This is a genomic window from Streptococcus sp. NSSLK0004 (assembly GCF_059039125.1).
This window is the reverse complement of record NZ_CM180142.1, coordinates 701,701-723,145: the sequence shown is the minus strand read 5'-3', so window position 1 is coordinate 723,145 and position 21,445 is coordinate 701,701. Positions and strand designations below refer to the sequence as shown.

Genomic DNA, 21,445 nt, shown 5'->3' with positions numbered 1-21,445 from the left:
TCTATCAGCACTAATGTACTGATAGAGTTTTCTTTGCTAATAGAACTGAATTAAGCCTGAAACTTTATCAAAATAGCCAGCGGTATCCCAGTCCGCAGACGCTGGTAAACCGCTCAATGTCCCCCTAAACACGATGTGGTTTGTCACAAGTCGATCATAAGACGGGGTGTTATTAACCTGATTACCATCAATATAAGTTAGGATGCCATTTCCAATATTAAAGCGTGGTGTTCCTGTCCAGACACGACCTGCATTATATTGACCGTTTTGTTTCAATTTGATACCAGCAAACGTTGCTGTAATGGAGTCACCAGACTTACGTGCAGCTCCCTCGACACGTAGATAAATATCCGTGCGATTCGCAAGAACTGCATTACGCCCTCTTACTACCTCTGTTCCATTGACATAACCAACATAAGTTCCATCATTTTGAAGGGTCAACATCAAGCGATAAGTTCTATTGAGTGTAGCTAGATAGTTTGCTCGATGATAGCTTTGGCCTCCAGAATTATTACTTGCGATATTTTCGATCAAGAAGGCTGTCTTACCTGTAAATGGTGCTACTGCTGCACTGTCATACTGTAAACCAAAACTTACTGCTGAATCCGGAGTCGCCATAACAAGCTTCGCATGATAGCCAGTACCACCACCAGTCAGTGTAACCTCAGCTTCAATCGTGTGTTTAGATGCTGTATTAGCAATCGTGTTTGTCCCAGATGGAATATTGGTGCTAAGTGAGTTACCCGGTTGTGGTGCATTATAATACTGTGTTTGGATCGGTTTTCCGACACGGAGAGCCTTCAACTTTACACCTTCTTGTTGCCAACCATGCTGTGGTAAGATATTATACTCGTTCATATCTGTTGTCCAATGGTGAAGACCTCGAAGTCCACGGTTATAAACGCGATAAATTTTTGCATCGCCTCCGGAATAGAAAACTGGGCGCCCGTTATTGTCCATTGTCCAACCATGCTTACTGGTTAGCACTTTTACTTCGTTGGTATCTGTGGTATAAAGGTGGTTTTGCAAGCCAGCATTATACAAGCGATAAACTGGCGTTCCTTGTCCATTATCTGGTGCATACCAAGCTTCTCCCTCATATCCCCAGCCATGTTGCTTAATCAAAACATCTTTTTCATTGGCATCTGTTGTATATAAATGTTCTCCATTCAAGGGATTATAAAGACGGTAAACTGTAGTATCAGCTTGTGCAATCACTGTTGAAAAGGTAATTAAACTAATACCGACAACCGTTGCTAGCAAAACTAAAAAGTATTTCTTTTTCATAGATAGAATTCCTCCTTACTAAAATAATAATAAAAACGGCCACATTTGTCAATGTAACCATTTTTATTATAGGTTTCTTATGGCTTTTGCTGCGCCTGTGTCTTGGCTGCAAAGTATTTCTGCAATCGATCTTCGATAATTAGACTGGTCGTATCTGGCAATGGTTGAATCACTTCTTGATCTGTCGACAACAAGAAACTATTGTCATAAAATACCGTATCGTAAGAGTTATTATTATCTTTCGGGAAGAATAGACTAACTCCTAAGAAATAATTCTCCTCACTGATACCAATATAATCAAAGACTGTTGGTGCCATATCCAACGAATTTCGACCTTTTACTTCGATCACCTGTGGTGTAATTCCGTTGTAATAGAAGAACAATGGTACTTCATCCACATCTGTATTAGCCCGCGGATAATTCGGAAAGGCTGAAATAAAATCAGCATCCTGGTAAGTCGCATGGTCTGTTGTAAAAACAAAGAGAGTATTATCTGCCATACCGCTTGCTTTTACCTTTTCCATAAAGGCTTGGAACTGGATATCAAAATTATGGAATCGATTAAAGAGATAATTTTTTCCGTCACCATATTTTTCATCTGGAGAATCCATAGAGATATGCGTCCCAAATGTGTACATAGCTGTAAAATAAGGCTGTCCCGCTTGTCCCTCCATCGTTTCATAGAGGGTTTCAAATGCTTCTTTATCCGACAAGGTACCACCTACTCCAGAATAGGTCGTTTCTGGATCCATTACCAATTGATCAAAGTTCATAGCATCGAGATAGGTGGTAAATTGTACATTGCGTGGCTCGGTATTGACAAAACTTGTTAAATAGCCTTGATTTCTAAAGATATCCTGCATCGAAATCAGGCTGTTATCGTCATAGTTGTCCAACTGATAACCTGAGTACAACTGCCCAATCAGACCACGGTAAGTTGCAAAGGTATGGTTGTAGTAACCTGAAAAGCTGAGTGATTCCGTCTGTAATTGACGTACATAAGGCATCAAATTCCGTTCGTCATCAATGATACTTTGTGAAAGACCTTCTACAAAAATCAAGACAACATTAGGTTGCTCTTGCAAGTTCCCTGGTTTGTCTATAGCGGATGCAATTCTTGGCCTGTAAAATTCAGCTGTTACATTCGGTAATTTAGCAATTTCTGCCAATTGACGTTGATAGTCTCGAGCATCTAGCCCCAATCGATAGACAGCAAATAGAGGTGAATAGCTATTTCCATACAACATGGTCAAACCAAGTTCTACAATTAAAACGATGGAAAAGATTTTTCCAGCCGATATCTTCGGAAGCTCAAAGGAGCGAATTGGTGCGAAAGTAAAAACTAAAAGAAAAATTATACCGGTAACATAAAGAGGCATTGAACCACTCAAAGCCTCCAGAGACTCCAAGTTGGTAACCATAACCAAACTAACATACGTACTTCCAAAGAGCATGACTAAAAGTTCTACGTTCAAAAGGAAGAGAAGTATATAATGAACTGCGTAAGCTAGCCATTTCTTTATTTTAAAAAGATAATTTGATAATAAAATAATTCCAAAAAGTTCTAAAAAACTGACCATCAAATACAATGGGTGACGACTACTTCTATAAGACAAAAGGATTAACAACGCTGTAAACACGTATTTAGCTATCATTGAAATAGTATAGCGATGGTCAAATAGATTTTTTTTCCAGGTAAGAAGAGATATTTGCTGTTGATTGGTAGTTCGTTCTGTCATTTCACTATGTGGTCGTGGATAACGATGCCTTCTTCCAGCTCCTCCTGTTTTTCGCTTTTGTTTCCGAGAATAATTTGACGAAAAATATCGACTCGCTTGTTTCTCTTGCGTTTTATCTTCCAAAAATACAACCTTCTACTTTCTAGTTATCTATTTTTGTGGTTCTTGTGTTTTTGCCGCAAAATATTTTTGCAATAATTCTTCTAGAGTTGCCTTATTCGTATCCGACAACGGTTCTATTATACCGTAATTTGTGCTAAGGAGGTAGGTGTTATCATAGAATACCGTGTCGTATGAGTTATCATTTTCTTTATAATAGAATAATGATTGCCCCAAGAAATAGTTTGGTACATTGATATCCAAATAGTCTAGAATCGTTGGTACCAAACTAAGACTATTGCGTCCTTCGACGTCCAACTTCTCCTGCTGCACACCTTTATAATAAATAAAGAGCGGCATTCTGTCAACATCGGAGTTTGCACGCACGTAATCTGGATAAGCATCTGTAAAATCCTTATCCTCAAAGGTAGCATGGTCCGTTGTAAAAATCAAGATAGTATTATCAGACAAACTACTCTGATTAAATTTGGTGATAAACTCATTGAAATAGTAATCAAAGTTATAGAAACGATTAAGCAGATAGTTTTTTCCATCGCCAAATGTTTTGTCTGGTGAATCAAAACTCATATGTGTTCCATAGGTATACATAGTGGTAAAAAACGGTTGGTCTGACTGAGCTTGTTTTTCCATCGTTTCATATAGAAGTTCAAAAGCTGACTGATCCGTCAAACTCCCTCGAATACCGTTACCTCTGGAATTGTCATTGATCAAGGTTTGATAATTTAGACTTTCTAAATAACTGGTAAACTGAGTATTATTGGGTTCCGTATTGATAAAGGTAGTTTGGTAACCTTTATCGGCCAATACATCTTGAATCCCCACCAAACTATTTGTATCCAGATTATCTAATTGGTAACCTGAATAGAGCTGACCAATCAAACCACGGTAGGTTGCAAAGGTATGGTTGTAATAATTGGTAAAGCTTAATGAACTATCTTGAAGTGCTTTAAAAGCTGGCATAACAGCCCGTTCATCATCGACAATATTTTGAGAAAGACCTTCTACAAAGACCAAAACAATATTCGGATTTTCTGGCAAATTAGTTGGCTTATCTCGGGCTTCCTTTATCTCATCAAGGTAAAAGAAAGACGTTACGTTCGGCTGGTCTGCAATCGCAGCTAACCTTTCTTGGTGCTGCTTGGCATCTAATCCTAAACGATACACAGCAAACAGAGGGGAATAAGCATTTCCATATAGGAAAGTAAAACCCAGCTCAGCTATGAGGGCGGCGGATAAAACTGACATGGTATCTACCTTTTTGAACCCAATCTTAGCCACTGGCAAGAAGGTAAAAATAAGCAGTAAAATCGTTCCGCTCGTATAGAGTAAGAAATGACCACTCAAGGACTCTAAAGAGTCCAAATTTGTCACCATAATGAGTGTAGTGTATGAACCACCAAAATACATGACCAAGTTCTGAGCGTTAAACAAGAATAAAAACAAAGAGTTGAACCCATATCCCAGCCACTTATTCCAGTCTAAAAGTCGATTGGTCAAACTCAGTATGATAATCAATTCCAACAGACTGACGAATGAAAAGAATAGAGTTTTATGTGTTTGGTAAGCTACTAGTACTAAGATAACGGAAAACACATACTTAGCAACTGCCAACAACCATTTCTTTCCTTCTAATAATCCATTCACTTCAATTTACTCCTCAATCGTTTCAAAATATACTTAACAGCACGCGCAGGACCGATAATAATATATTTCAAAGCACCTTTGATACCACCTAAGTGGTCAAAATTGACATAGGTATGTGGTAAGGCATCTCCACGTTCATTGAGTAACTTATTATCAATAAAGGCTGTCAATTCAATCGGATTCTTCGAAATTCGGAAATCGTACTGTTGATTCCATGCAATATAGACCAAAAGACGTTCAATAGCATGTAATACAGAGTTCTGTGGTAGAGGCTCCGCAGGTACATCCTCATCTGTCAAATCCAAGTCAAACAAGGGTTGCAAGGCATCATACTTGAACCAGGCATATGTTCCGTAGGACATGACAAAGGTATGTAAGGCATTAAAGTCAATCGGCTTGGTCATCTCCATTTTTTGCCAGAGGTCATTCATGGCTGGAGCAATCTGATTTTCGTTGTAGGCATCAACAATCTTGTTAAAACGGAAGAAGGTTGGAATGTCTGCAATCACCAATCCCAAATCTTCTTTGGCTTCCAAATTTGCCAGAATAGTGTTAGCTGGTGTAATCAACATAGCAATCAATTCCTTGCGCCATGATTCCCCAGCCCAGAAATCTGCTTCTTTGGACTTCTTGGTGTGGAAATGGCCAACATAATCATAGCCCTGCAAGGCTTCTTTCAACTTCAACATCGGAAGGACATCACGACCGATATTTCCAGTCACAACAATCTCCGCTGCTCTGCTATTTTCTGCCAAAATTGCTTCAATTTCAGCCACCTTCTCCTTACGGTCAGTGGTGATAAATAGATCGTAGCTAAATTCAAATGCTGTAAAGGAAGTCAAAAATTCCTGCAACAAATCAACATAGAAAACGTGCAGATGAACAGCGACTTTTTTATTACCAGAAAATGCCTGCTCTGCTGGCTGGACGTACTTTCTAGCCAAGAGATATTTGAAATCAGGATAATTGATTTTGGACATATGTGACACAATCAAGTCAACTGGATACTCTGTTGCCTCTTCAATCTCCTGCAAGATATAGGGAGTGATATGCTGGTTTGCGCCAATGGTTTTTACTTTAATAAACGGAACTTTGTTTTTAAGGATTGCTGTTGGGTTGTAATAAGAGAAATCCGGGTGCAACATCCCTGTTGTATCAGCATCAATCGTATCAAATACCGTTTGATAGCGATAACCTGCATCAACTAAATTAGTCGTCACCTGTGTTTCATAATTGTCAATAACATCTTGAACGTTGGTAAAATTTTGTACATTAATCCAAAAATCTTGGAAAGCTTTAGACTGTACGACTCTCTGAGAGAATGAAAGGTAGTAACTTTGAATATGCTCTTTAAATTGCTTATTCGCTCTAAAGTTCGTCATTCCCCAGAAATCAACTTCAGGATTTTGCTCAAAGCGGTCATAAATTTCGCTCATATCCCACAAGGGACCAAAGCAGGTATCGTTCATCAATGTTACCGAATCATAATTTTTCAATTCTTCAAAGCCAACATAGCTCATGCCGTCACGCCATGCAGCAAAATCGAAACCGATATTCTTACGTTTCAAGACCTCATCTACAAGAAAGACTTGCTTTAACTTGGTCTCATCTTCTTCCGACAACTGACTGTTGCTGATGAAAATGATTGTTGAAAATAAGGGACGCATTTTGCTCAGTTGGTATTCTACATGGGAACTAACTAGGCCAAACTTATTGAAATGAACATATAAAAGCAGACGCTTCATTTTTTTCTCCTAAAGAAGTTGATAATTTTTGTCGGGATAATCCAACGGCGGGACGCAATAACGCCATGATAGAGTTCTGTAATGGTTTCAAGATCGGTTTGTTGTTCGCGAATTTTCGCTTCCTGCTGATGGTAGGTCAAACGGTAACTTTCCAACTCTGCTACCCGCATCTTCAAGTCTAATAGCTCTTGACTTAATCCTTTCGCTACGTAGTCGTCACAATAAATATCGTCAATTTCATAGGCTTGGTAACTCAGAGTGAATTCTTTACCAAACCACTCGCCAAGAGAATAGACTAATTGAGGGTCTGGATTTGGAAAAATATAGGAATCTCCAAGCACAATCGCATTTGTAAAACTCGGTAATAAACTGGTTTGCATTTCCGTAGAAATTAGACGAACGCTTGCATAGAAGCTCGGTTGTTCCGACAAGTCAATCCTGATGCGACTGCACCCTTCTGGAATAGTAAAATTTATCTGTGCCTGCTTGGATAAAGAAAACTGTAACAAATCATCTTGATTAAAAGAATGATTGTCCCTCTCAAAGTAAATGGTAACTTTTTCAAAACCAAATTTCGCCAGTCCTGCTTCTTTTCGAGTTAATTCTAACTCATAGCGATTATTTCGTTTTAGTAGAATCCCCAACATTTTTCGCCAATCACTATCTGGATATTTATTCACATATGCTTCTTGAGTGGCGAGCAAATTGTTGAAACGGTGTTCGATTTTAGCAAACTCTTTTGGACGTGAATCCGATCCTTGATTAACACGATAAGCAACACACACCTCTGGTAAGTAGATTAGCTCTGTTCGTTGAAAGAGATCCAACTGCAAATCAAAAGTATCATCCGCAGTAGTAACATCCATTTCTTGACTGACTTCTTGCATCAGTTTGGTGTCTACCAACCATGTTGATGGAGCTGTAAAACCTCTGGTAGCTAGCATGGTTTCAAAATCATGAGCTTTCGGAACCAAACCACTTTCAAAAACAGCTTCTGCAAGTATTTCCCCTTCCTCGTCGACATAATCAATATCCGTACTCACCCATTTTGATTGAGGATTAGCCTGCAAACAATCAACCTGTTTCTGCAATTTCTTTACATCTATCCAAAAATCATCGCCATCACAACGAGCCATGTAAGGCGCTGTCAATTCTTGACAAATCTTGACCCATGTTCGTGCAATCCCTAAATTTTCTTTATTATAGAAGGCACGAATAGTTTCTGGATATCGTTCTGCATACTCTGCGACAATTTGAGTAGAGCCATCTGTCGAGCAATCATCTATCAATACAATTTCATAAGGAAAACTAGTTTCCTGCTCCAAAAAGCTCTCTATGGTTTGACGCAACCACGGAGCCTTGTTATAAACAGTACAAACAATTGAAACAAGTGGTTGATTCATTTTTGCTCCTTTTATTCTGTAATAGTCCAACTTCCATTTCGATTAATAAGTCCAGCTGCAGAATCATTAGCTGAAAAGTCTTCTTGAGCAATATCTGTTCTTGTAACTAAAATCAATGGTGCATGCTCTGAAGTTGCGTAAGCTAACATTTCACGATTTTTCCCTAAAATTGTTACTTGTAATTTCAACTTCACATCGTTAATGGCGGAGAGACTACATGAATAACGTAAGACCTTATGTCCTTTTGTTGTTGTCGGACAATCATAGCTATTATCGTTATAAATCCAGATGTTTCGGTCAATATCTGTCATACAAAAAACAGCGTGTGCTTCAATATCTTCTAGGACATCGTAAGAAATTTCAAATTCGACTTGTTGATCTTGCGAAATACGTTGAGGAGAAAGCATTTTTACTTCTAAATTATCAACTAGGACAGTCGGTTCTTCAGTAATGTCTTCCTCTACATCCACGACTTCTTCGGCCTGAGGAGCAGCGGTAACGGTATTGTCCAAACTATACTGGTTGGCAACGTCATTCGGATCTCCCAAGGCCTTAACCAAACCATGCTCAATCAAAACGGCTTTATTACAATACTTCTTAACCGCACCCATATCGTGTGTGACAAGAATGGTCGTTTTACCGCTTTGCTTTCTCTCTTGGAAATAATCATTACATTTTCGTTGGAAAGCCTCGTCTCCTACGGCAAGGACCTCATCCAAAATCAAGACGTCTCCCTGAGCTTTAATGGCAACAGAGAAGGCCAAGCGCACTTGCATACCACTAGAATAGTTTTTGAGTTTTTGGTTCATAAACTCACGCAATTCTGCAAAATCGACAATGTCATCATACATATCATCGATTTCTTCACGCGAGAAACCAAGAAGGGCACCGTTTAGGTAAACATTCTCACGACCAGTTAGTTCAGGGTTGAAACCAACACCCAACTCAATAAAGGAAACTAATTTCCCGTTAACTGTTACAGAACCTTTTTCTGGCACGTAGATTTGAGAAATAATTTTCAAAAGTGTTGATTTTCCCGAACCATTCCGACCAAGAATCCCAAAGAAATCCCCTTTTTCAACTTCGAAGGAAATATCTTTCAGAACGTGCTGCTCCTTATATCCTTTAATCCCTCTAAAACGGTTGACCATGGTTGTTCGCAAACTTTGCGTAGCCTCTGTTGGCAATTTGAAAAACTTGCTGACATGGTCTACTTTTACTGCAATATTCTTTTCTGTCATTAGAGAATCTCCGCAAATTTCTTAGAATGTTTTTTAAAGACACTAATACCAATCACAAAGACAATGATTGGGACAAGATATGGAATCATAACAATAGCTTTATTGTTAATAACTTGCCAAACCGGCAAATTAGCTCGATCAATAACAAAATAGCGCATATCTTGGATAATTTGGGCCATTGGATTGAGCATGATTAATTTTGCTGCCAAGACACTTTGGTTCATCACAAAAGAAAGTGAATAAATAATTGGGGTTGCGTACATACCAGCCTGCATGATTACTTCCCATATTTGAGCAAGGTCACGGAAGCGAACAAAAAGCGTTGACAAGATAAAGGCTACACCTGTTGCTAATAAAAACAGCTCGACAAACAAAGGCAAGGCGAAGATAACGGTCCAAGTAAATTGCACGCCATTAAAGAATGAGAAAATCAAGACAACAATCAAATTAATGGAAAAGTTAATCGCAGCTCCAAAAACGGAGGACAAAACGATGATTTCTTTAGAGAAATTTAGTTTTCTTAGTAAGTCACCACGGGTTACGATTGAAACCATCCCCATATTCGTTGCTTCTGAAAAGAATGACCAAATGACATTCCCTAGCAAAAGAGCTACTGGGAAGTGAGGAACATCCCCACCCAAGCGTAAGAAATGAATGAAAACCACATACATGATCGCAAACAACATCAGCGGCTTCAAAATAGACCAAAGGTAGCCGATAACCGAACCTTGGTAGCGTAATTTAAAATCTGTTTTTATCAATTCTTTCAAAAGAATACGATTTTTAGTGGAAAATAAATCCATGTTTACTCCTTAACGTAAGCAAATTTTGTAATAATTAGTGTTGAAAAAACAAAGGTATGAAAAGTCTTATTTTTTCGCAATCCAAATCTCTTCAAGGTTTGATAGCGTTGTAGTAAAGGCTTATCCATAATCGTAACAAAAGCTTGAACTAAATCTCTATCCTCATCCGTCAGTGGAAATTCTAGCAGATTGCTTGCTTGTTTTTGACTACGTTTAATCAGGTCCCAGTACGTTGTAAACAAGATATGTGGTCGAATCCATTTTTTTACACGTTTGGACAAGGTCCGAGCGCCAAGAACATTATCACTATGCTGGCGGTAAAGCTCTCCGGGCTGATCAATAAAAACAAGTTTACCAAAGGCGGTCGCCAGCAAGGCCAAATACCAATCATGCATGATAACATCCTCAGTTCCAGTCCATAGCTCTGCCAAGGCATGATTAACCAAGGATACCCCACCTGTCACTGTATTTTCTGTTAATTCCTGCACTAATTCTGTATTAGCGTGGTGAGATTGGCTTCGAATCATACTTTCTGCCATGGTTTCCAAATCTTGATTAACCACTGTCAAATCTGTATAAACCATGAGCGGTTGTTGTGTAGGATGGTGTGATACTTCATCCAACATCATCTGCATTTTTTCTGGTAGCCATACATCATCTTGGTCACTAAAAAAGTAAACATCTGCTTCCTCGACCTTCAGCAAACTGTGAAAACTTTTAATAACACCCAGATTGACTGTCTCTTCAGGATTAATAAAACGGATTCGCTTATCACTAGCAACAAAATCTTGAATGATCTGACGAGTGGAGTCACTAGATCCATCATCACGAATCAACAGATTCCAATCACTGAAACTCTGTTCCTGAATGGATCGAATCTGCTCTGCTAAAAATCGTTCACCATTGTAGGTAGACAATAAAATATTAACTTTCATTTAGAAATAAATCCTCGTATTGATCTACAATTCTACTCCATGTATAGTTTGCACGCATATGCTCTTTGGCGTGCTGACCAAGAGAGGTATCCTCTTCGCGCTGATCGCAATTATCAATCAACTGACTCAATGTTCCTCGCTCTTTACTCCAGTAACGAGCCGAATCCAATGCAACTTTATAATTAAAGTCTACATCTATTACCAGATTCTCGTTAGTTTGAGCCAATGCTTCTAACAAGCTAGGATTGGTACCCCCAACCTCATGTCCATGAATGTAAGCCCGACACTCTCTTCTCAAATACTTCAATAAGTCTACATCATAAGTAGTTCCAACAAACTTTACACGAGAATCAGCATCAAAACCGGTCTTATCCTTTAGAGTTTGAAAATAAGCTGAACCTTCATGATTGCTGACAATGACCAGATCACGCTGTGTTTGTGACATCATAAATTCTTCAATAGCTTGATCATAATTGTTTTCAGGAACAAAACGTCCAATAATGAGGTAGTAATTTTTTTCCTGTATTTGCCATTTTTCAAAAAAGTCACGGACCTCTTGAGTGTTAGCTGAGTAACGAGTCGGACTCAAATCTGTACCATAGGCAATAAAAGCGGTCTTTGACCAAGGGTATTCCTGACGGATATATTCCTCTATTCCTTCATTGTCTGATATCACCAAATCAGCATATTTGGTCATCATTTTTTCAGCGTACTTGAGATAGGCTTGTACTGGCTTGGGCCATTTAGCCCGTTTCCACTCTAGACCATCGGGATTCACAAATAGTTTTCCTCCCACAGAGTGAATCCTCTTAGCAAATGGTGCTATGAAGCCACCTATGGTATTGCCCAAAATATAAAAAATCGGTTGTTCAATGCCTTGAGCCTTGATTAGGTCCAGCGCATAGGAAATCGCCATCATGTCATAAGCAATGACCCGAGCTGGCCCAATTTTGGGTGGATTGATGGTAAAACAATCAGCCCCTTTGTATTCTGAGTGTTGGTGATGGCTTGTGTCAGATAGACAGGCCACGTGGTAGCGAATTTCTTGACTTACTTGATTGGAAACCAGTTGCTCGACAAAGGTTTCAAACCCTCCATACTGGGCAGGTAAGCCTCGGCTACCAATGATAAAAATATGTTTCATAGTACCTAAGTTCTTAAAAATGTAATCAGGCTATTATACCACAAATCCTATGAAAATCATAGAAAAAACGGGCCATTGCCCGTTCATCTTATTTCTTTTCTTGTTTATAAAATGATTCCAAAGCTTCTTGCCATGTTGGGATAACAAAGCCTGTTGCCTTTGCCTTATCCAAACTCATAGTCGAGTTGAATGGACGTTTAGCTTTGGCTGGGAATTGGCTAGAATCTACTGGCAAGACCTTTGTATTGGTATCCTTGAGAATTTCCGTCGCAAAATCAAACCAAGTGGTGTCTTCTGTTGCATCATTTGACAAATGGTAGTAACCAAATTCTTGATTGGTTTCTACCAAATGTACCATAAATTCTGCAAGGGTACGTGTCCAAGTTGGACGACCGTGTTGGTCATTAACAACTGTCAAGGTATCACGTGTTTCTGCAAGATTTTGCATGGTAAAGACAAAGTTTTTACCATAGTTACCAAAGACCCAAGCTGTACGAACAGTATAGAACTTGTCTGCAAATTTCTCAACCGCTTCTTCACCCAGACGTTTGGTGCGACCATATTCAGATTGTGGGTCTGGCTGGTCATCAACTTGCCACTCTTGACCGACTGGCAAATCACCATTAAAGACATAGTCTGTTGAAATATAAACAAGAGTTGCATCGTATTTAGATGCTGCCTTAGCTACATTCTCAGAGCCTGTTACGTTGATCTTGTAGTTGAGCTCTTTCCCTTCGTCTTCAGCCATATCAACCGCAGTATAAGCTGCACAGTGGTAAACAACTGTCGGCTTAACTTCTGCAAAGAAAGCATCAACTTTGGCCTCATCTGTAATATCCATTTCTGCCACGTCAGCTGCTACATACTCAACACCACGCTCATCCAAAAGATAGCGTAACTCTGTACCCAACTGACCATTTGCACCTGTAATTAAAATCATATTTAACTCCTTTTATGTATTAATCCCATTTAGTATATCTAAAAACTGATAAGTTTTTTATAGCTGTCTTTCATTCGTCCGTTTGTCAATAATATAACGTGGACGTCGTTTGGTTTCTAAATAGATTTTTCCAATATATTCTCCGATAATTCCAATAGAAATTAGCTGAATTCCTCCAATAAAAGCAACAATCGTCACCGTACTAGCCCAACCCGAAACGGTATTTCCGGTAAAATTTCTAACGATGCTCCATAAAATAAATGCAAAAGAAATAATTGAAGTTATCACTCCCAAACTTGTGATAAGTCTAATCGGTTTAATGCTCAGACTAGTAATCCCATCAAAAGCAAGGCCCAGCATTTTACTGAGCGGATAATGACTTTCTCCTGCAATACGTTCAAAACGTTCATACTCCACTACTGCATAGTTAAAACCAACTAAGGGAACTAAGCCCCTCAAAAAAAGATTGACCTCTGTAAATTCAGAGATGGCATTTAGAGCTTTTTTAGACATCAAACGATAATCTGCATGATTGAAGATAATTTCAACTCCCAATTTTTCCATCAAATGGTAAAAACCTTCCGCCGTAAATCGCTTAAAAAAAGTATCTGTTGTCCGCTTTTTACGAACTCCGTAAACCACTTCTGCCCCCTGCTGATAAGCGCGAATCATCTCATCCATACAGTTGATATCATCTTGACCATCACAATCAATAGTGATAACAATATCTGCTAATTCTTTCGCTTCCATCATCCCCGCTAAAACTGTACTCTGATGTCCACGGTTACGAGACTGAGAAAGACCCATGACATAGTGACTTTGAGAAGCATAGTTTTCTATCAACTCCCAAGTCTTATCCTTGCTACCGTCGTTAACATAGAGTATACGGCTATTCTGTGATACTAAGTCATCCTTTATCAACTGTGTCAATTTTTGAAGAAAAAGAGGATTAGTCTCAGGCAAAACAGCCTCTTCATTATAACAAGGGATGACAATATATAATGTTGGAACGCTTACTGTCATTTTTGCCTCACTCCTTTCCACCAAGAGTATGTTTTATTGTATCCTAAACCAGACAGCATCAAAATTTGTGGTAAAAACTGGATGAGGTAACGACTCTTTCCACCTTCAAAAATCATAAGAAAAAGAAATCCACCAAAAATAGAAAGCGCCAAAGTTTGCGATTTTCTATCTTCATCAAATCTTACAAAGTGTATAGTAACGCCTAATACTAAAAAGACAAAGACAAATTGAATCCCATAACGATAATACTTGTAGGGATCTCCTTCTACATCCGTGTAAATGAGATAATTACGAATCAAGGTAGCTAATTGACTATCCTTAGTCTTTTCATAGAGAGGATTGATGAATGAGGCGCCTTCTTTACTAGCATCTTTATAATTCCAACCAAGTGTCCCATCACGAACTAAACCTACCTGTTTCTGAACCAAATGAGCCACGAACATAGTTGGCGTATATTCTGATAAACGACGCTTTATATCTTTCATCACGACTTCATTTGAAAAACGCCCATCGTAATGCTCATCTACTCGCGTCTCATCTGTTACAAAGGTGGACAATCCAGCTTGAAAATCAATTTGATCCGTACCTATATAAGTCAAGCCTAAATCTATATAAGCAAGTGCAGTTATGCTATACTCCTCATTGAGTACTACTTCTTGTTGCGAATCACGAACTGTTTTCAAAGCAACATACGATATTCCAAATCCAAGTAGAAAGACAGAAAAAATGGCCAGATATTTCTTTATATTTAGCGATAATAATTGCACGATAAAGACAGCAATTGGCAATATTATTAGAGTTGGTCGAATCAAAACACCTACGGCTGTAAAAATAGCTAGCATAAGAGCATTGAGAGTGACCGGTAACAAAGTTGAATGTCGTTGATAGAAAGTCTCAAAAATGAAATATAATTGAAATATTAAAATAGGAATAACCATAACATCCGTGTACATGGTTACAAATTGTGGTGAAAATCCCAAAAACGCTAAATAGAAAAAATAAGTAATATTGGCAACCGTTTCATTGAAATATTTTTTGGTAACATGGTGTAACATATAAGCTGATAGTACAACATAAAAAATATTCAAAGCTTGCATCACCCAAATAGCATTAATTCCCAACAAATTGTAGAAAAAACGTTCATAGAGAAACAGCAATAAATTATTGGGATAACGTGATAGATAAAGTGAAATTGTCTCTTCATCTACAATCTTCATTGCTCCATTAAAGACCATAGCTGCATCAGAACGAATCATCAAATTAGTAGATAATAAAATAGCTAATTGATAGATGATAACCAAAACCAGAAGCCAAAACTTATAAGCAACTAGCAGGTGGTAGATTTTTTTGATAAATTTCGGACATTTTATCAGAACAACAATTGCAAGGGAAAATAAAAAAAGTAAGATAGGAGCTGCTCCTGCTAACTGAACAATAGCTGTTATAAGCCAATGAACAGAAATAATTAACATAATGACCGCAAAAAAACTAAACAATTTTTTATAAATATTTTTCATCCTCATAATTAAATATAAGATTCCATAGCTGTCTCTATGAAATCTTATATCATCTCCTTATTTAATAACCTCTTGCGTCTTAGCATAATTGGCTTCAACAGCTTCTTTCTCAGCTTTCCACCAGTCTTGGTTGTCAGTGTACCATTGAATTGTTTCTTCCAAACCTTGAGAGAAGTCTGTAAATTGCGGTGTCCATCCAAGCTCGTCACGAAGTTTGCTTGCGTCAATAGCATAGCGTAAATCGTGTCCTGCACGGTCAGTCACGTGGTCGTAAGCGTCTTTTGGTTGACCCATTTTCTCAAGAATCAATTCAAGCACTTCTTTATTGTTTTTCTCGCCATCCGCACCGATGAGGTAAGTTTCTCCCATACGGCCTTTTGTCAAGATAGCCCAAACACCTGTTGAGTGATCGTTTGTGTGAATCCAGTCACGAACGTTTTTACCTTCACCATACAATTTCGGCTTGATTCCTGCCAAGATGTTAGTGATTTGACGTGGGATAAATTTCTCGATGTGTTGGTATGGACCATAGTTGTTTGAACAGTTGGAAATTGTTGCTTTGACACCAAATGAACGCACCCATGCTTTTACAATCAAGTCTGATGCAGCCTTGGTTGATGAATATGGTGATGATGGGTTGTAGTTAGTTTCAGCAGTGAATTTCTCACCTGGGCCTTCACCGTGACCAGGAAGGTCTTCACGCAATGGAAGATCTCCATACACTTCATCAGTCGATACATGGTGGAAGCGAATGTCGTATTTACGAGCTGCTTCAAGCAATGTGTAGGTACCAATAAAGTTAGTGTGGATGAATGGGCTTGGATCGTTGAGGGAATTGTCATTGTGGCTTTCTGCTGCATAGTGAACAATAGCATCTGCCTTAGCAGCCAATTTGTCGACCAACTCAGCATCTGCAATATCACCAACAACAAGTTCAACACGGTCACCAAGGATTGCTTCCAAGTTAGCTTTATTACCTGCATAGGTCAATTTATCCAAAACAGTCACATGAACATCTGGATGATTGTTATAAACATAATGTACAAAGTTTGAACCGATGAAACCAGCTCCACCAGTTACGATAATATTTTTAAATTGAGACATTTTTTTCTCCGATTTTTTCTTATTTTGGTAGTTTCCTTAGGTAGTGGGGACGCCAGCAAACCTTCGGTTTCATGGCTAAATTTTGAACCTAAGGTTTCAAAATTTCCCTGCAAGATTATGTAAAACGTAATCTCGGAACCTGTATTCACAAGTGAAGTGCTTTTATATAAGAGATAGTTTTTCGCTAATCAAGGCAGTTTTTTGAGGGAATACTGACTGTATTCTGAAAAAAACTAACGATGAGTAGCTGAAAAAATAGCCTTAGATGAACGTACTGAACTATGAATGCAGGTTCCTATTTTCACTACAGCGGAAACTATCGCTATCGGCTCGCTTTGCTCGCCTTCTCTAATTACCAGACTACTTCAATACTTCTTTCAAGTAAGCAATCTTGGCAAAGTCTTTTTGATTATTATTTTCTGCTCGGTAGGAGTCCTTTGAAGAAGCTTGATAGATTTTCAAGTATTGTTCAAGAGTTGGCAAATAATAGCGAACACCTTGAGTTTCTATCTCTTCTAAGTCTTCTAACTCCACACCTGCAAATTCTGGAAGTGAATGGAGTCCTCCAAACTCAACAGACAGACCATCTTTTTGAAATTCATGTTCGTGACGATCAACCAGAACGTATCCCAGTTGATTCATCATGGCAATCAGCTCGTCAGCACGGTAAAGCCGCTCATCATCTGGTGCTTCCCATCCTCTTGGGTCACTAGGGACATGAATATCAAGGTCGCCTGCTTGCCAATCTCGTCCTGTCCGCCTTTCCAAACCAACTGAGCCCATTAACAAAGGAGTAATTCCTAGCTTATTTAACTGCTCTGCTATTTCCAAAAAGGCTGAAAACATTAGAGGTCCTCTTTTCTCAAAGGCTTAACGTCTTTCAAGAGTGGGTGGTTTTTATCTGCTTCTGAAACTTCTGCTTCTTCTAGATTTTCCCACTTGATGTCAAGGCTAGGGTCAGCATAGTTGACAAAGGCATACTTAGGTTTGAGTTCCAAAGCCCAGTAGTCATTAACCAAGTAGCTGTAAGCCACAAAATCTGACAAGACTTGGAAACCATTAGCTACACCACGAGGAACAAAGATACCCTTGCTTGCATCGATTACGGTCTGATAGGTATTACCGAAGGTTTCACCTTCACGAAGATCAACCCATGTTCCCAAAACCTTACCGCCATCTGCTACTGAGATGTATTTATCCCAAGGCTCTGCGTGAAGTCCACGTAGAACATTCTTACGCGAAAAGGAAACGTTGTTCTGCAATTTCCCTTCTGCGAAGAAGCTTTCTGGAAAACCAAGCGGAAGCATTTTTTCCTTTTGAAAGTTTTCTTTAAACCAACCACGGTTGTCGCCATGAACAGGAATATCAAATTCTAACATGCCTGGAATGGCTTCAACTGGGCGAGCTGCTAATGTTTTACCAAAAAAGTTTTCTGTCATTAAGCTTCTCCAATCAAACGGAGCAAATATTGTCCGTATTCGTTTTTCTTAAGTGGTTGTGCCAATTCATGCACTTGTTCTTTTGTGATATAGCCCATACGGTAGGCAATTTCTTCCAAGTTGGCCACTTGAACGTTTTGCAAACGCTGAACTGTTTCGATGTACTGAGCCGCTTCCAAGAGGCTTTCATGCGTACCTGTGTCTAGCCATGCAAAACCACGCCCCATGAGTTCAACAGATAAATCACCACGGTCTAAGTAAGCCTTGTTGACATCTGTGATTTCCAATTCGCCACGAGGTGATGGTTTGATATTTTTTGCAATTTCAACCACATCGTTGTCATAGAAATACAAGCCAGTAACAGCAAAATTAGATTTTGGTACTTCTGGTTTTTCTTCGATAGAGATGGCATTCATATCTGCATCAAACTCTACAACACCGAAACGTTCTGGGTCTTTTACTTGATAACCAAAAACTGTCGCACCTTTTTCTTTGTTGGCTGCACGTTGCAACATCTTGGTCAAACCATTTCCATGGTAGATGTTATCACCCAAAATCAAGGCCACATTATCGTCACCGATAAACTCTTCACCGATGATAAAGGCTTGAGCCAAGCCATCTGGACTTGGTTGTTCTGCGTAAGAAAGGGAAATCCCAAGCTCAGAACCATCTCCCAACATATCCTTAAAGCGTGGCAAATCTTGAGGAGTAGAGATAATTAAAATCTCTTTGATACCAGCCAACATCAAGGTTGAAAGAGGATAGTAAATCATTGGTTTATCATAGATTGGCATCAACTGCTTTGATGCCGCACGAGTAAGTGGATAAAGGCGAGTTCCAGACCCACCGGCTAGAATAATACCTTTCATGTAAGTACCTTCCCTAAAATATATTCAGTCTATTATACCATACTTTTCAAATTCATGATATAAGAAAAAGTCTGACCAAGCAGACTTCTTCATTTTAACCAAGTGCCACATCTAAAATCATCATAATGACAAATCCTGCCATCAAGCCCAAGGTTGCAATGTCTGTATTCCCATTTGTCTGAGACTCTGGGATTAGTTCTTCTACTACTACAAAAATCATAGCACCTGCTGCAAAAGATAAGGCATAAGGTAATATTGGAGTCATCATGGTGACCGCAACGGCACCAATCAAAGCAGCAATCGGCTCAACAATAGCCGACATGGAGCCCCAGAAAAATGCTTCTTTACGAGATTTTCCATCTGTCCGAATTGGAATAGACAGGGCTGCCCCCTCCGGAATATTCTGTAAACCAATTCCAAGTGCTAAACCAATAGCACCAACAAAAGCTGCTGGAGAATAATTAGTTGCCAACGCTCCAAAGGTGACACCGACCGCCAAGCCTTCGGGAATGTTATGAATGGTTATAGCTAAAAATAACAGAGCTGTCTTAGACAGGTTTTTCCTGTCCTTTTCACCACCACCTTCTGCATTTTCTCGTTCATTTCCTAGATGCAAATGAGGAATCAGGGCATCAACCAAGCGTAAAAAGAATCCTCCTGCTAAAAAACCAACTGCTGCTGGAATCCAAGACAAACTGCCGTAAGTTACCTCTGCATACTCAATAGACGGAGCTAGCAAGGACCAAAAAGAAGCCGCAATCATAACTCCTGCCGCAAACCCCAACATGGTGTCTAGTAAACGACGACTAATCTTTCGAAAGAAAAAAACAATCGCTGAACCGACCACGGTACAAAACCACGTAAACAAACCAGCTAACAAAGCCTGCATGATAACAGACTGTTGTGTAAACCAAGTCATTTCTTACTCCTTCATTTAATCTAGCGCATTATACGAATTAGGATAGCCTAATTTACCAAAAAAATCAAGAAAACAAAGTAAAAAAGCCACAATTCCTTGTGACTTTTATATATGTCTGAATGGATTAGTCGAAACAGTTGAAGCGAGAATTTCCACATCCCAGCCTTCTTCTGCCTTCCATGTTTCCAGCAAATCTGCAATTTTCTTGATAAACAAGGCTTCGATATGGTGGCCTGGATCAATAGCCAGCAAGCCCTGGGTCAGCATATCCTGGCCAGTATGATAGTAAATATCGCCTGTGATATAGACATCTGCTCCCTTGGCAAGAGCCTCATGATAATAAGAACCCCCACTACCACCACAGATGGCAACACGACTGACATATTGCTTGGCTTGATGCCCGTAAGTTACCAGACGGACAGCGTCCAGACCAAAGACCGACTTAACTTTTAAAGCCAATTCCTCCAAAGTCTGCTCTGCTATTGTCCCCACACGACCAAGCCCCTGTCCCTCGCTGGTTTCAATCAGATAAGCGGTATCTTGAATGCCTAGAAGTTCACAGAACCAGTCGTTAAGGCCACCGTCCACCACATCAATATCCGTATGGCTGACATAAACGGCAATGTCATGCTTGACCAAATCTAGATACATCTTTGTATGAGGGTTGTCAGCTACCAAGTCCTTGAGCGGTCGAAAAATCGGAGCATGCTTGACGACAATCAAATCCACCTTCTTGTCAATAGCTTCAGCCACCGTCGTCTCACGGATATCCAAAGTCACCATGACCCGACGGATATCCTTATTGAGTGTACCGATTTGAAGACTCGTCACATCACCTTCCATCGCCAAACTTGGCGGGCAAAAGGCTTGGTAACGCTCGATGATTTTACTTGCTAACATGAAGCACCTCCTGTATTTGTTGGATTTTTTTGGAAATAGCAGAGCGGTCAGCTTGGCGTTCGAGTGGCACTTGTTCCAAGGCATAAGTTAGTTTATCCAACTCCCTGAGCCACTTCTTCTGGAAGGTTGCAGACTGCTCTTCCAGTAAATAGGGACCAAACCGCAACTGGTCTGCTGTCAAGTCTGCCTTTCCTTTTTCCGCTACCAGAATTTCATAAATCTTATCATTTTCTTCTAAGATTTTTTCAGCAACCAACTGAAAATCATGGGCGACCAACCAGCGACGAACATCATCTTCGCGATTATTGGGCTGTAAAATCAAGCGTTCTACGGTCTGTAATTTATCTTTACCAGCTTCCAAAATTTCAGCAATCAAGCGACCACCCATACCTGCAATCGTCACGGCTGTTACTTGGTCAGATAGTTCGACTGCAGCCAAACCATTTGCGAGACGAACGGAAATTTTATCCGTTTGACCTGCTTGCGCTACATTTTGTAAAGCAGACTGATAGGGGCCTTGCACTACTTCTCCTGCTATGGCAAAGTTTATCCAGTCCTTTTCTACCAAAAAAAGAGGGAGATAAGCATGGTCACTCCCTACATCTACTAAGCGTGCTCCTTGTGGAACAAACGAAGCTACTGTTTCTAAACGTTGTGATAATTTGGTTTCCAT

19 protein-coding genes are annotated in these 21,445 nt (G+C 39.4%); all 19 read right to left on the bottom strand.

Translation table 11 applies throughout. The features are described from left to right. Positions 1 to 36: 36 nt before the first annotated feature. Complete coding sequence (locus tag AC4CS8_RS03785; protein WP_493893616.1) at positions 37 to 1,287, bottom strand: hypothetical protein; 1,251 nt, start codon at positions 1,285 to 1,287, stop codon at positions 37 to 39. 77 nt (positions 1,288 to 1,364) lie between these two features. Further along, on the bottom strand, positions 1,365 to 2,942 hold the full coding sequence (locus AC4CS8_RS03780) for a sulfatase-like hydrolase/transferase (RefSeq protein ID WP_493893615.1): 1,578 nt from the start codon (positions 2,940 to 2,942) through the stop codon (positions 1,365 to 1,367). A 234-nt stretch (positions 2,943 to 3,176) separates the two neighbouring features. Next, complete coding sequence (locus AC4CS8_RS03775; protein ID WP_493893614.1) at positions 3,177 to 4,790, bottom strand: LTA synthase family protein; 1,614 nt, start codon at positions 4,788 to 4,790, stop codon at positions 3,177 to 3,179. After that, positions 4,787 to 6,535 (bottom strand): rhamnan synthesis F family protein, encoded by a 1,749-nt coding sequence (locus AC4CS8_RS03770; RefSeq protein WP_493893613.1) that lies wholly within the window; start codon positions 6,533 to 6,535, stop codon positions 4,787 to 4,789. The genes AC4CS8_RS03775 and AC4CS8_RS03770 overlap by 4 nt, the downstream gene beginning before the upstream one ends. Next, on the bottom strand, positions 6,532 to 7,938 hold the full coding sequence (locus tag AC4CS8_RS03765; protein ID WP_493893612.1) for a glycosyltransferase family 2 protein: 1,407 nt from the start codon (positions 7,936 to 7,938) through the stop codon (positions 6,532 to 6,534). The genes AC4CS8_RS03770 and AC4CS8_RS03765 overlap by 4 nt, the downstream gene beginning before the upstream one ends. A gap of 11 nt (positions 7,939 to 7,949) precedes the next feature. Further along, positions 7,950 to 9,179 (bottom strand): ABC transporter ATP-binding protein, encoded by a 1,230-nt coding sequence (locus AC4CS8_RS03760; protein WP_493893611.1) that lies wholly within the window; start codon positions 9,177 to 9,179, stop codon positions 7,950 to 7,952. Next, complete coding sequence (locus AC4CS8_RS03755; RefSeq protein ID WP_493893610.1) at positions 9,179 to 9,982, bottom strand: ABC transporter permease; 804 nt, start codon at positions 9,980 to 9,982, stop codon at positions 9,179 to 9,181. Before AC4CS8_RS03755 ends, AC4CS8_RS03760 begins: the two co-directional genes overlap by 1 nt. A gap of 2 nt (positions 9,983 to 9,984) precedes the next feature. Continuing rightward, on the bottom strand, positions 9,985 to 10,917 hold the full coding sequence (locus tag AC4CS8_RS03750) for a glycosyltransferase family 2 protein (RefSeq protein WP_493893609.1): 933 nt from the start codon (positions 10,915 to 10,917) through the stop codon (positions 9,985 to 9,987). Continuing rightward, a complete protein-coding gene (gene cps2T / locus AC4CS8_RS03745; RefSeq protein ID WP_493893608.1) occupies positions 10,907 to 12,061 on the bottom strand; it encodes a beta 1-4 rhamnosyltransferase Cps2T in 1,155 nt (384 codons plus the stop codon). The genes AC4CS8_RS03750 and cps2T overlap by 11 nt, the downstream gene beginning before the upstream one ends. Positions 12,062 to 12,149: 88 nt before the next feature. Further along, on the bottom strand, positions 12,150 to 13,001 hold the full coding sequence (gene rfbD / locus AC4CS8_RS03740; protein WP_493893607.1) for a dTDP-4-dehydrorhamnose reductase: 852 nt from the start codon (positions 12,999 to 13,001) through the stop codon (positions 12,150 to 12,152). A 57-nt stretch (positions 13,002 to 13,058) separates the two neighbouring features. Next, on the bottom strand, positions 13,059 to 14,024 hold the full coding sequence (locus AC4CS8_RS03735) for a glycosyltransferase family 2 protein (protein WP_493893606.1): 966 nt from the start codon (positions 14,022 to 14,024) through the stop codon (positions 13,059 to 13,061). Further along, positions 14,021 to 15,541 (bottom strand): glycosyltransferase family protein, encoded by a 1,521-nt coding sequence (locus tag AC4CS8_RS03730; RefSeq protein WP_493893605.1) that lies wholly within the window; start codon positions 15,539 to 15,541, stop codon positions 14,021 to 14,023. The genes AC4CS8_RS03735 and AC4CS8_RS03730 overlap by 4 nt, the downstream gene beginning before the upstream one ends. A 57-nt stretch (positions 15,542 to 15,598) precedes the next feature. Continuing rightward, complete coding sequence (rfbB, locus tag AC4CS8_RS03725; RefSeq protein WP_002937117.1) at positions 15,599 to 16,645, bottom strand: dTDP-glucose 4,6-dehydratase; 1,047 nt, start codon at positions 16,643 to 16,645, stop codon at positions 15,599 to 15,601. 360 nt (positions 16,646 to 17,005) lie between these two features. Continuing rightward, complete coding sequence (locus AC4CS8_RS03720; RefSeq protein ID WP_493893604.1) at positions 17,006 to 17,491, bottom strand: phosphoribosylanthranilate isomerase; 486 nt, start codon at positions 17,489 to 17,491, stop codon at positions 17,006 to 17,008. Next, positions 17,491 to 18,084, bottom strand: coding sequence for a dTDP-4-dehydrorhamnose 3,5-epimerase family protein (locus AC4CS8_RS03715; RefSeq protein WP_002939744.1), 594 nt, complete (start codon positions 18,082 to 18,084; stop codon positions 17,491 to 17,493). Before AC4CS8_RS03715 ends, AC4CS8_RS03720 begins: the two co-directional genes overlap by 1 nt. Beyond that, the gene (gene rfbA / locus AC4CS8_RS03710) at positions 18,084 to 18,953 is read right to left on the bottom strand and encodes a glucose-1-phosphate thymidylyltransferase RfbA (protein WP_493893603.1); all 870 of its coding nucleotides are present in this window, start codon (positions 18,951 to 18,953) and stop codon (positions 18,084 to 18,086) included. The genes AC4CS8_RS03715 and rfbA overlap by 1 nt, the downstream gene beginning before the upstream one ends. Before the next feature lie 94 nt (positions 18,954 to 19,047). Then, positions 19,048 to 19,872 carry a ZIP family metal transporter gene (locus AC4CS8_RS03705; RefSeq protein ID WP_493893602.1) on the bottom strand — a complete coding sequence of 275 codons (825 nt, stop codon included), beginning with the start codon at positions 19,870 to 19,872 and terminating at the stop codon, positions 19,048 to 19,050. A 105-nt stretch (positions 19,873 to 19,977) separates the two neighbouring features. Continuing rightward, positions 19,978 to 20,772, bottom strand: coding sequence for a Nif3-like dinuclear metal center hexameric protein (locus AC4CS8_RS03700; RefSeq protein WP_493893601.1), 795 nt, complete (start codon positions 20,770 to 20,772; stop codon positions 19,978 to 19,980). Continuing rightward, positions 20,759 to 21,445: a tRNA (adenine(22)-N(1))-methyltransferase gene (locus tag AC4CS8_RS03695; RefSeq protein WP_493893600.1), complete on the bottom strand. Its 687-nt coding sequence runs from the start codon at positions 21,443 to 21,445 to the stop codon at positions 20,759 to 20,761. Before AC4CS8_RS03695 ends, AC4CS8_RS03700 begins: the two co-directional genes overlap by 14 nt.

Coding starts and splice junctions, on each gene's coding strand:
- AC4CS8_RS03715 (WP_002939744.1), bottom strand. CDS start 18,084: ATGACAGAAAACTTTTTTGGTAAAACATTAGCAGCTCGCCCAGTTGAA.
- AC4CS8_RS03735 (WP_493893606.1), bottom strand. CDS start 14,024: ATGACAGTAAGCGTTCCAACATTATATATTGTCATCCCTTGTTATAAT.
- AC4CS8_RS03700 (WP_493893601.1), bottom strand. CDS start 20,772: ATGTTAGCAAGTAAAATCATCGAGCGTTACCAAGCCTTTTGCCCGCCA.
- AC4CS8_RS03750 (WP_493893609.1), bottom strand. CDS start 10,917: ATGAAAGTTAATATTTTATTGTCTACCTACAATGGTGAACGATTTTTA.
- AC4CS8_RS03765 (WP_493893612.1), bottom strand. CDS start 7,938: ATGAATCAACCACTTGTTTCAATTGTTTGTACTGTTTATAACAAGGCT.
- AC4CS8_RS03730 (WP_493893605.1), bottom strand. CDS start 15,541: ATGAAAAATATTTATAAAAAATTGTTTAGTTTTTTTGCGGTCATTATG.
- cps2T (WP_493893608.1), bottom strand. CDS start 12,061: ATGAAACATATTTTTATCATTGGTAGCCGAGGCTTACCTGCCCAGTAT.
- AC4CS8_RS03785 (WP_493893616.1), bottom strand. CDS start 1,287: ATGAAAAAGAAATACTTTTTAGTTTTGCTAGCAACGGTTGTCGGTATT.
- AC4CS8_RS03760 (WP_493893611.1), bottom strand. CDS start 9,179: ATGACAGAAAAGAATATTGCAGTAAAAGTAGACCATGTCAGCAAGTTT.
- rfbA (WP_493893603.1), bottom strand. CDS start 18,953: ATGAAAGGTATTATTCTAGCCGGTGGGTCTGGAACTCGCCTTTATCCA.
- AC4CS8_RS03770 (WP_493893613.1), bottom strand. CDS start 6,535: ATGAAGCGTCTGCTTTTATATGTTCATTTCAATAAGTTTGGCCTAGTT.
- AC4CS8_RS03695 (WP_493893600.1), bottom strand. CDS start 21,445: ATGGAAACCAAATTATCACAACGTTTAGAAACAGTAGCTTCGTTTGTT.
- rfbD (WP_493893607.1), bottom strand. CDS start 13,001: ATGATTTTAATTACAGGTGCAAATGGTCAGTTGGGTACAGAGTTACGC.
- AC4CS8_RS03705 (WP_493893602.1), bottom strand. CDS start 19,872: ATGACTTGGTTTACACAACAGTCTGTTATCATGCAGGCTTTGTTAGCT.
- AC4CS8_RS03720 (WP_493893604.1), bottom strand. CDS start 17,491: ATGTTTTCAGCCTTTTTGGAAATAGCAGAGCAGTTAAATAAGCTAGGA.
- rfbB (WP_002937117.1), bottom strand. CDS start 16,645: ATGTCTCAATTTAAAAATATTATCGTAACTGGTGGAGCTGGTTTCATC.
- AC4CS8_RS03755 (WP_493893610.1), bottom strand. CDS start 9,982: ATGGATTTATTTTCCACTAAAAATCGTATTCTTTTGAAAGAATTGATA.
- AC4CS8_RS03780 (WP_493893615.1), bottom strand. CDS start 2,942: ATGATAGCTAAATACGTGTTTACAGCGTTGTTAATCCTTTTGTCTTAT.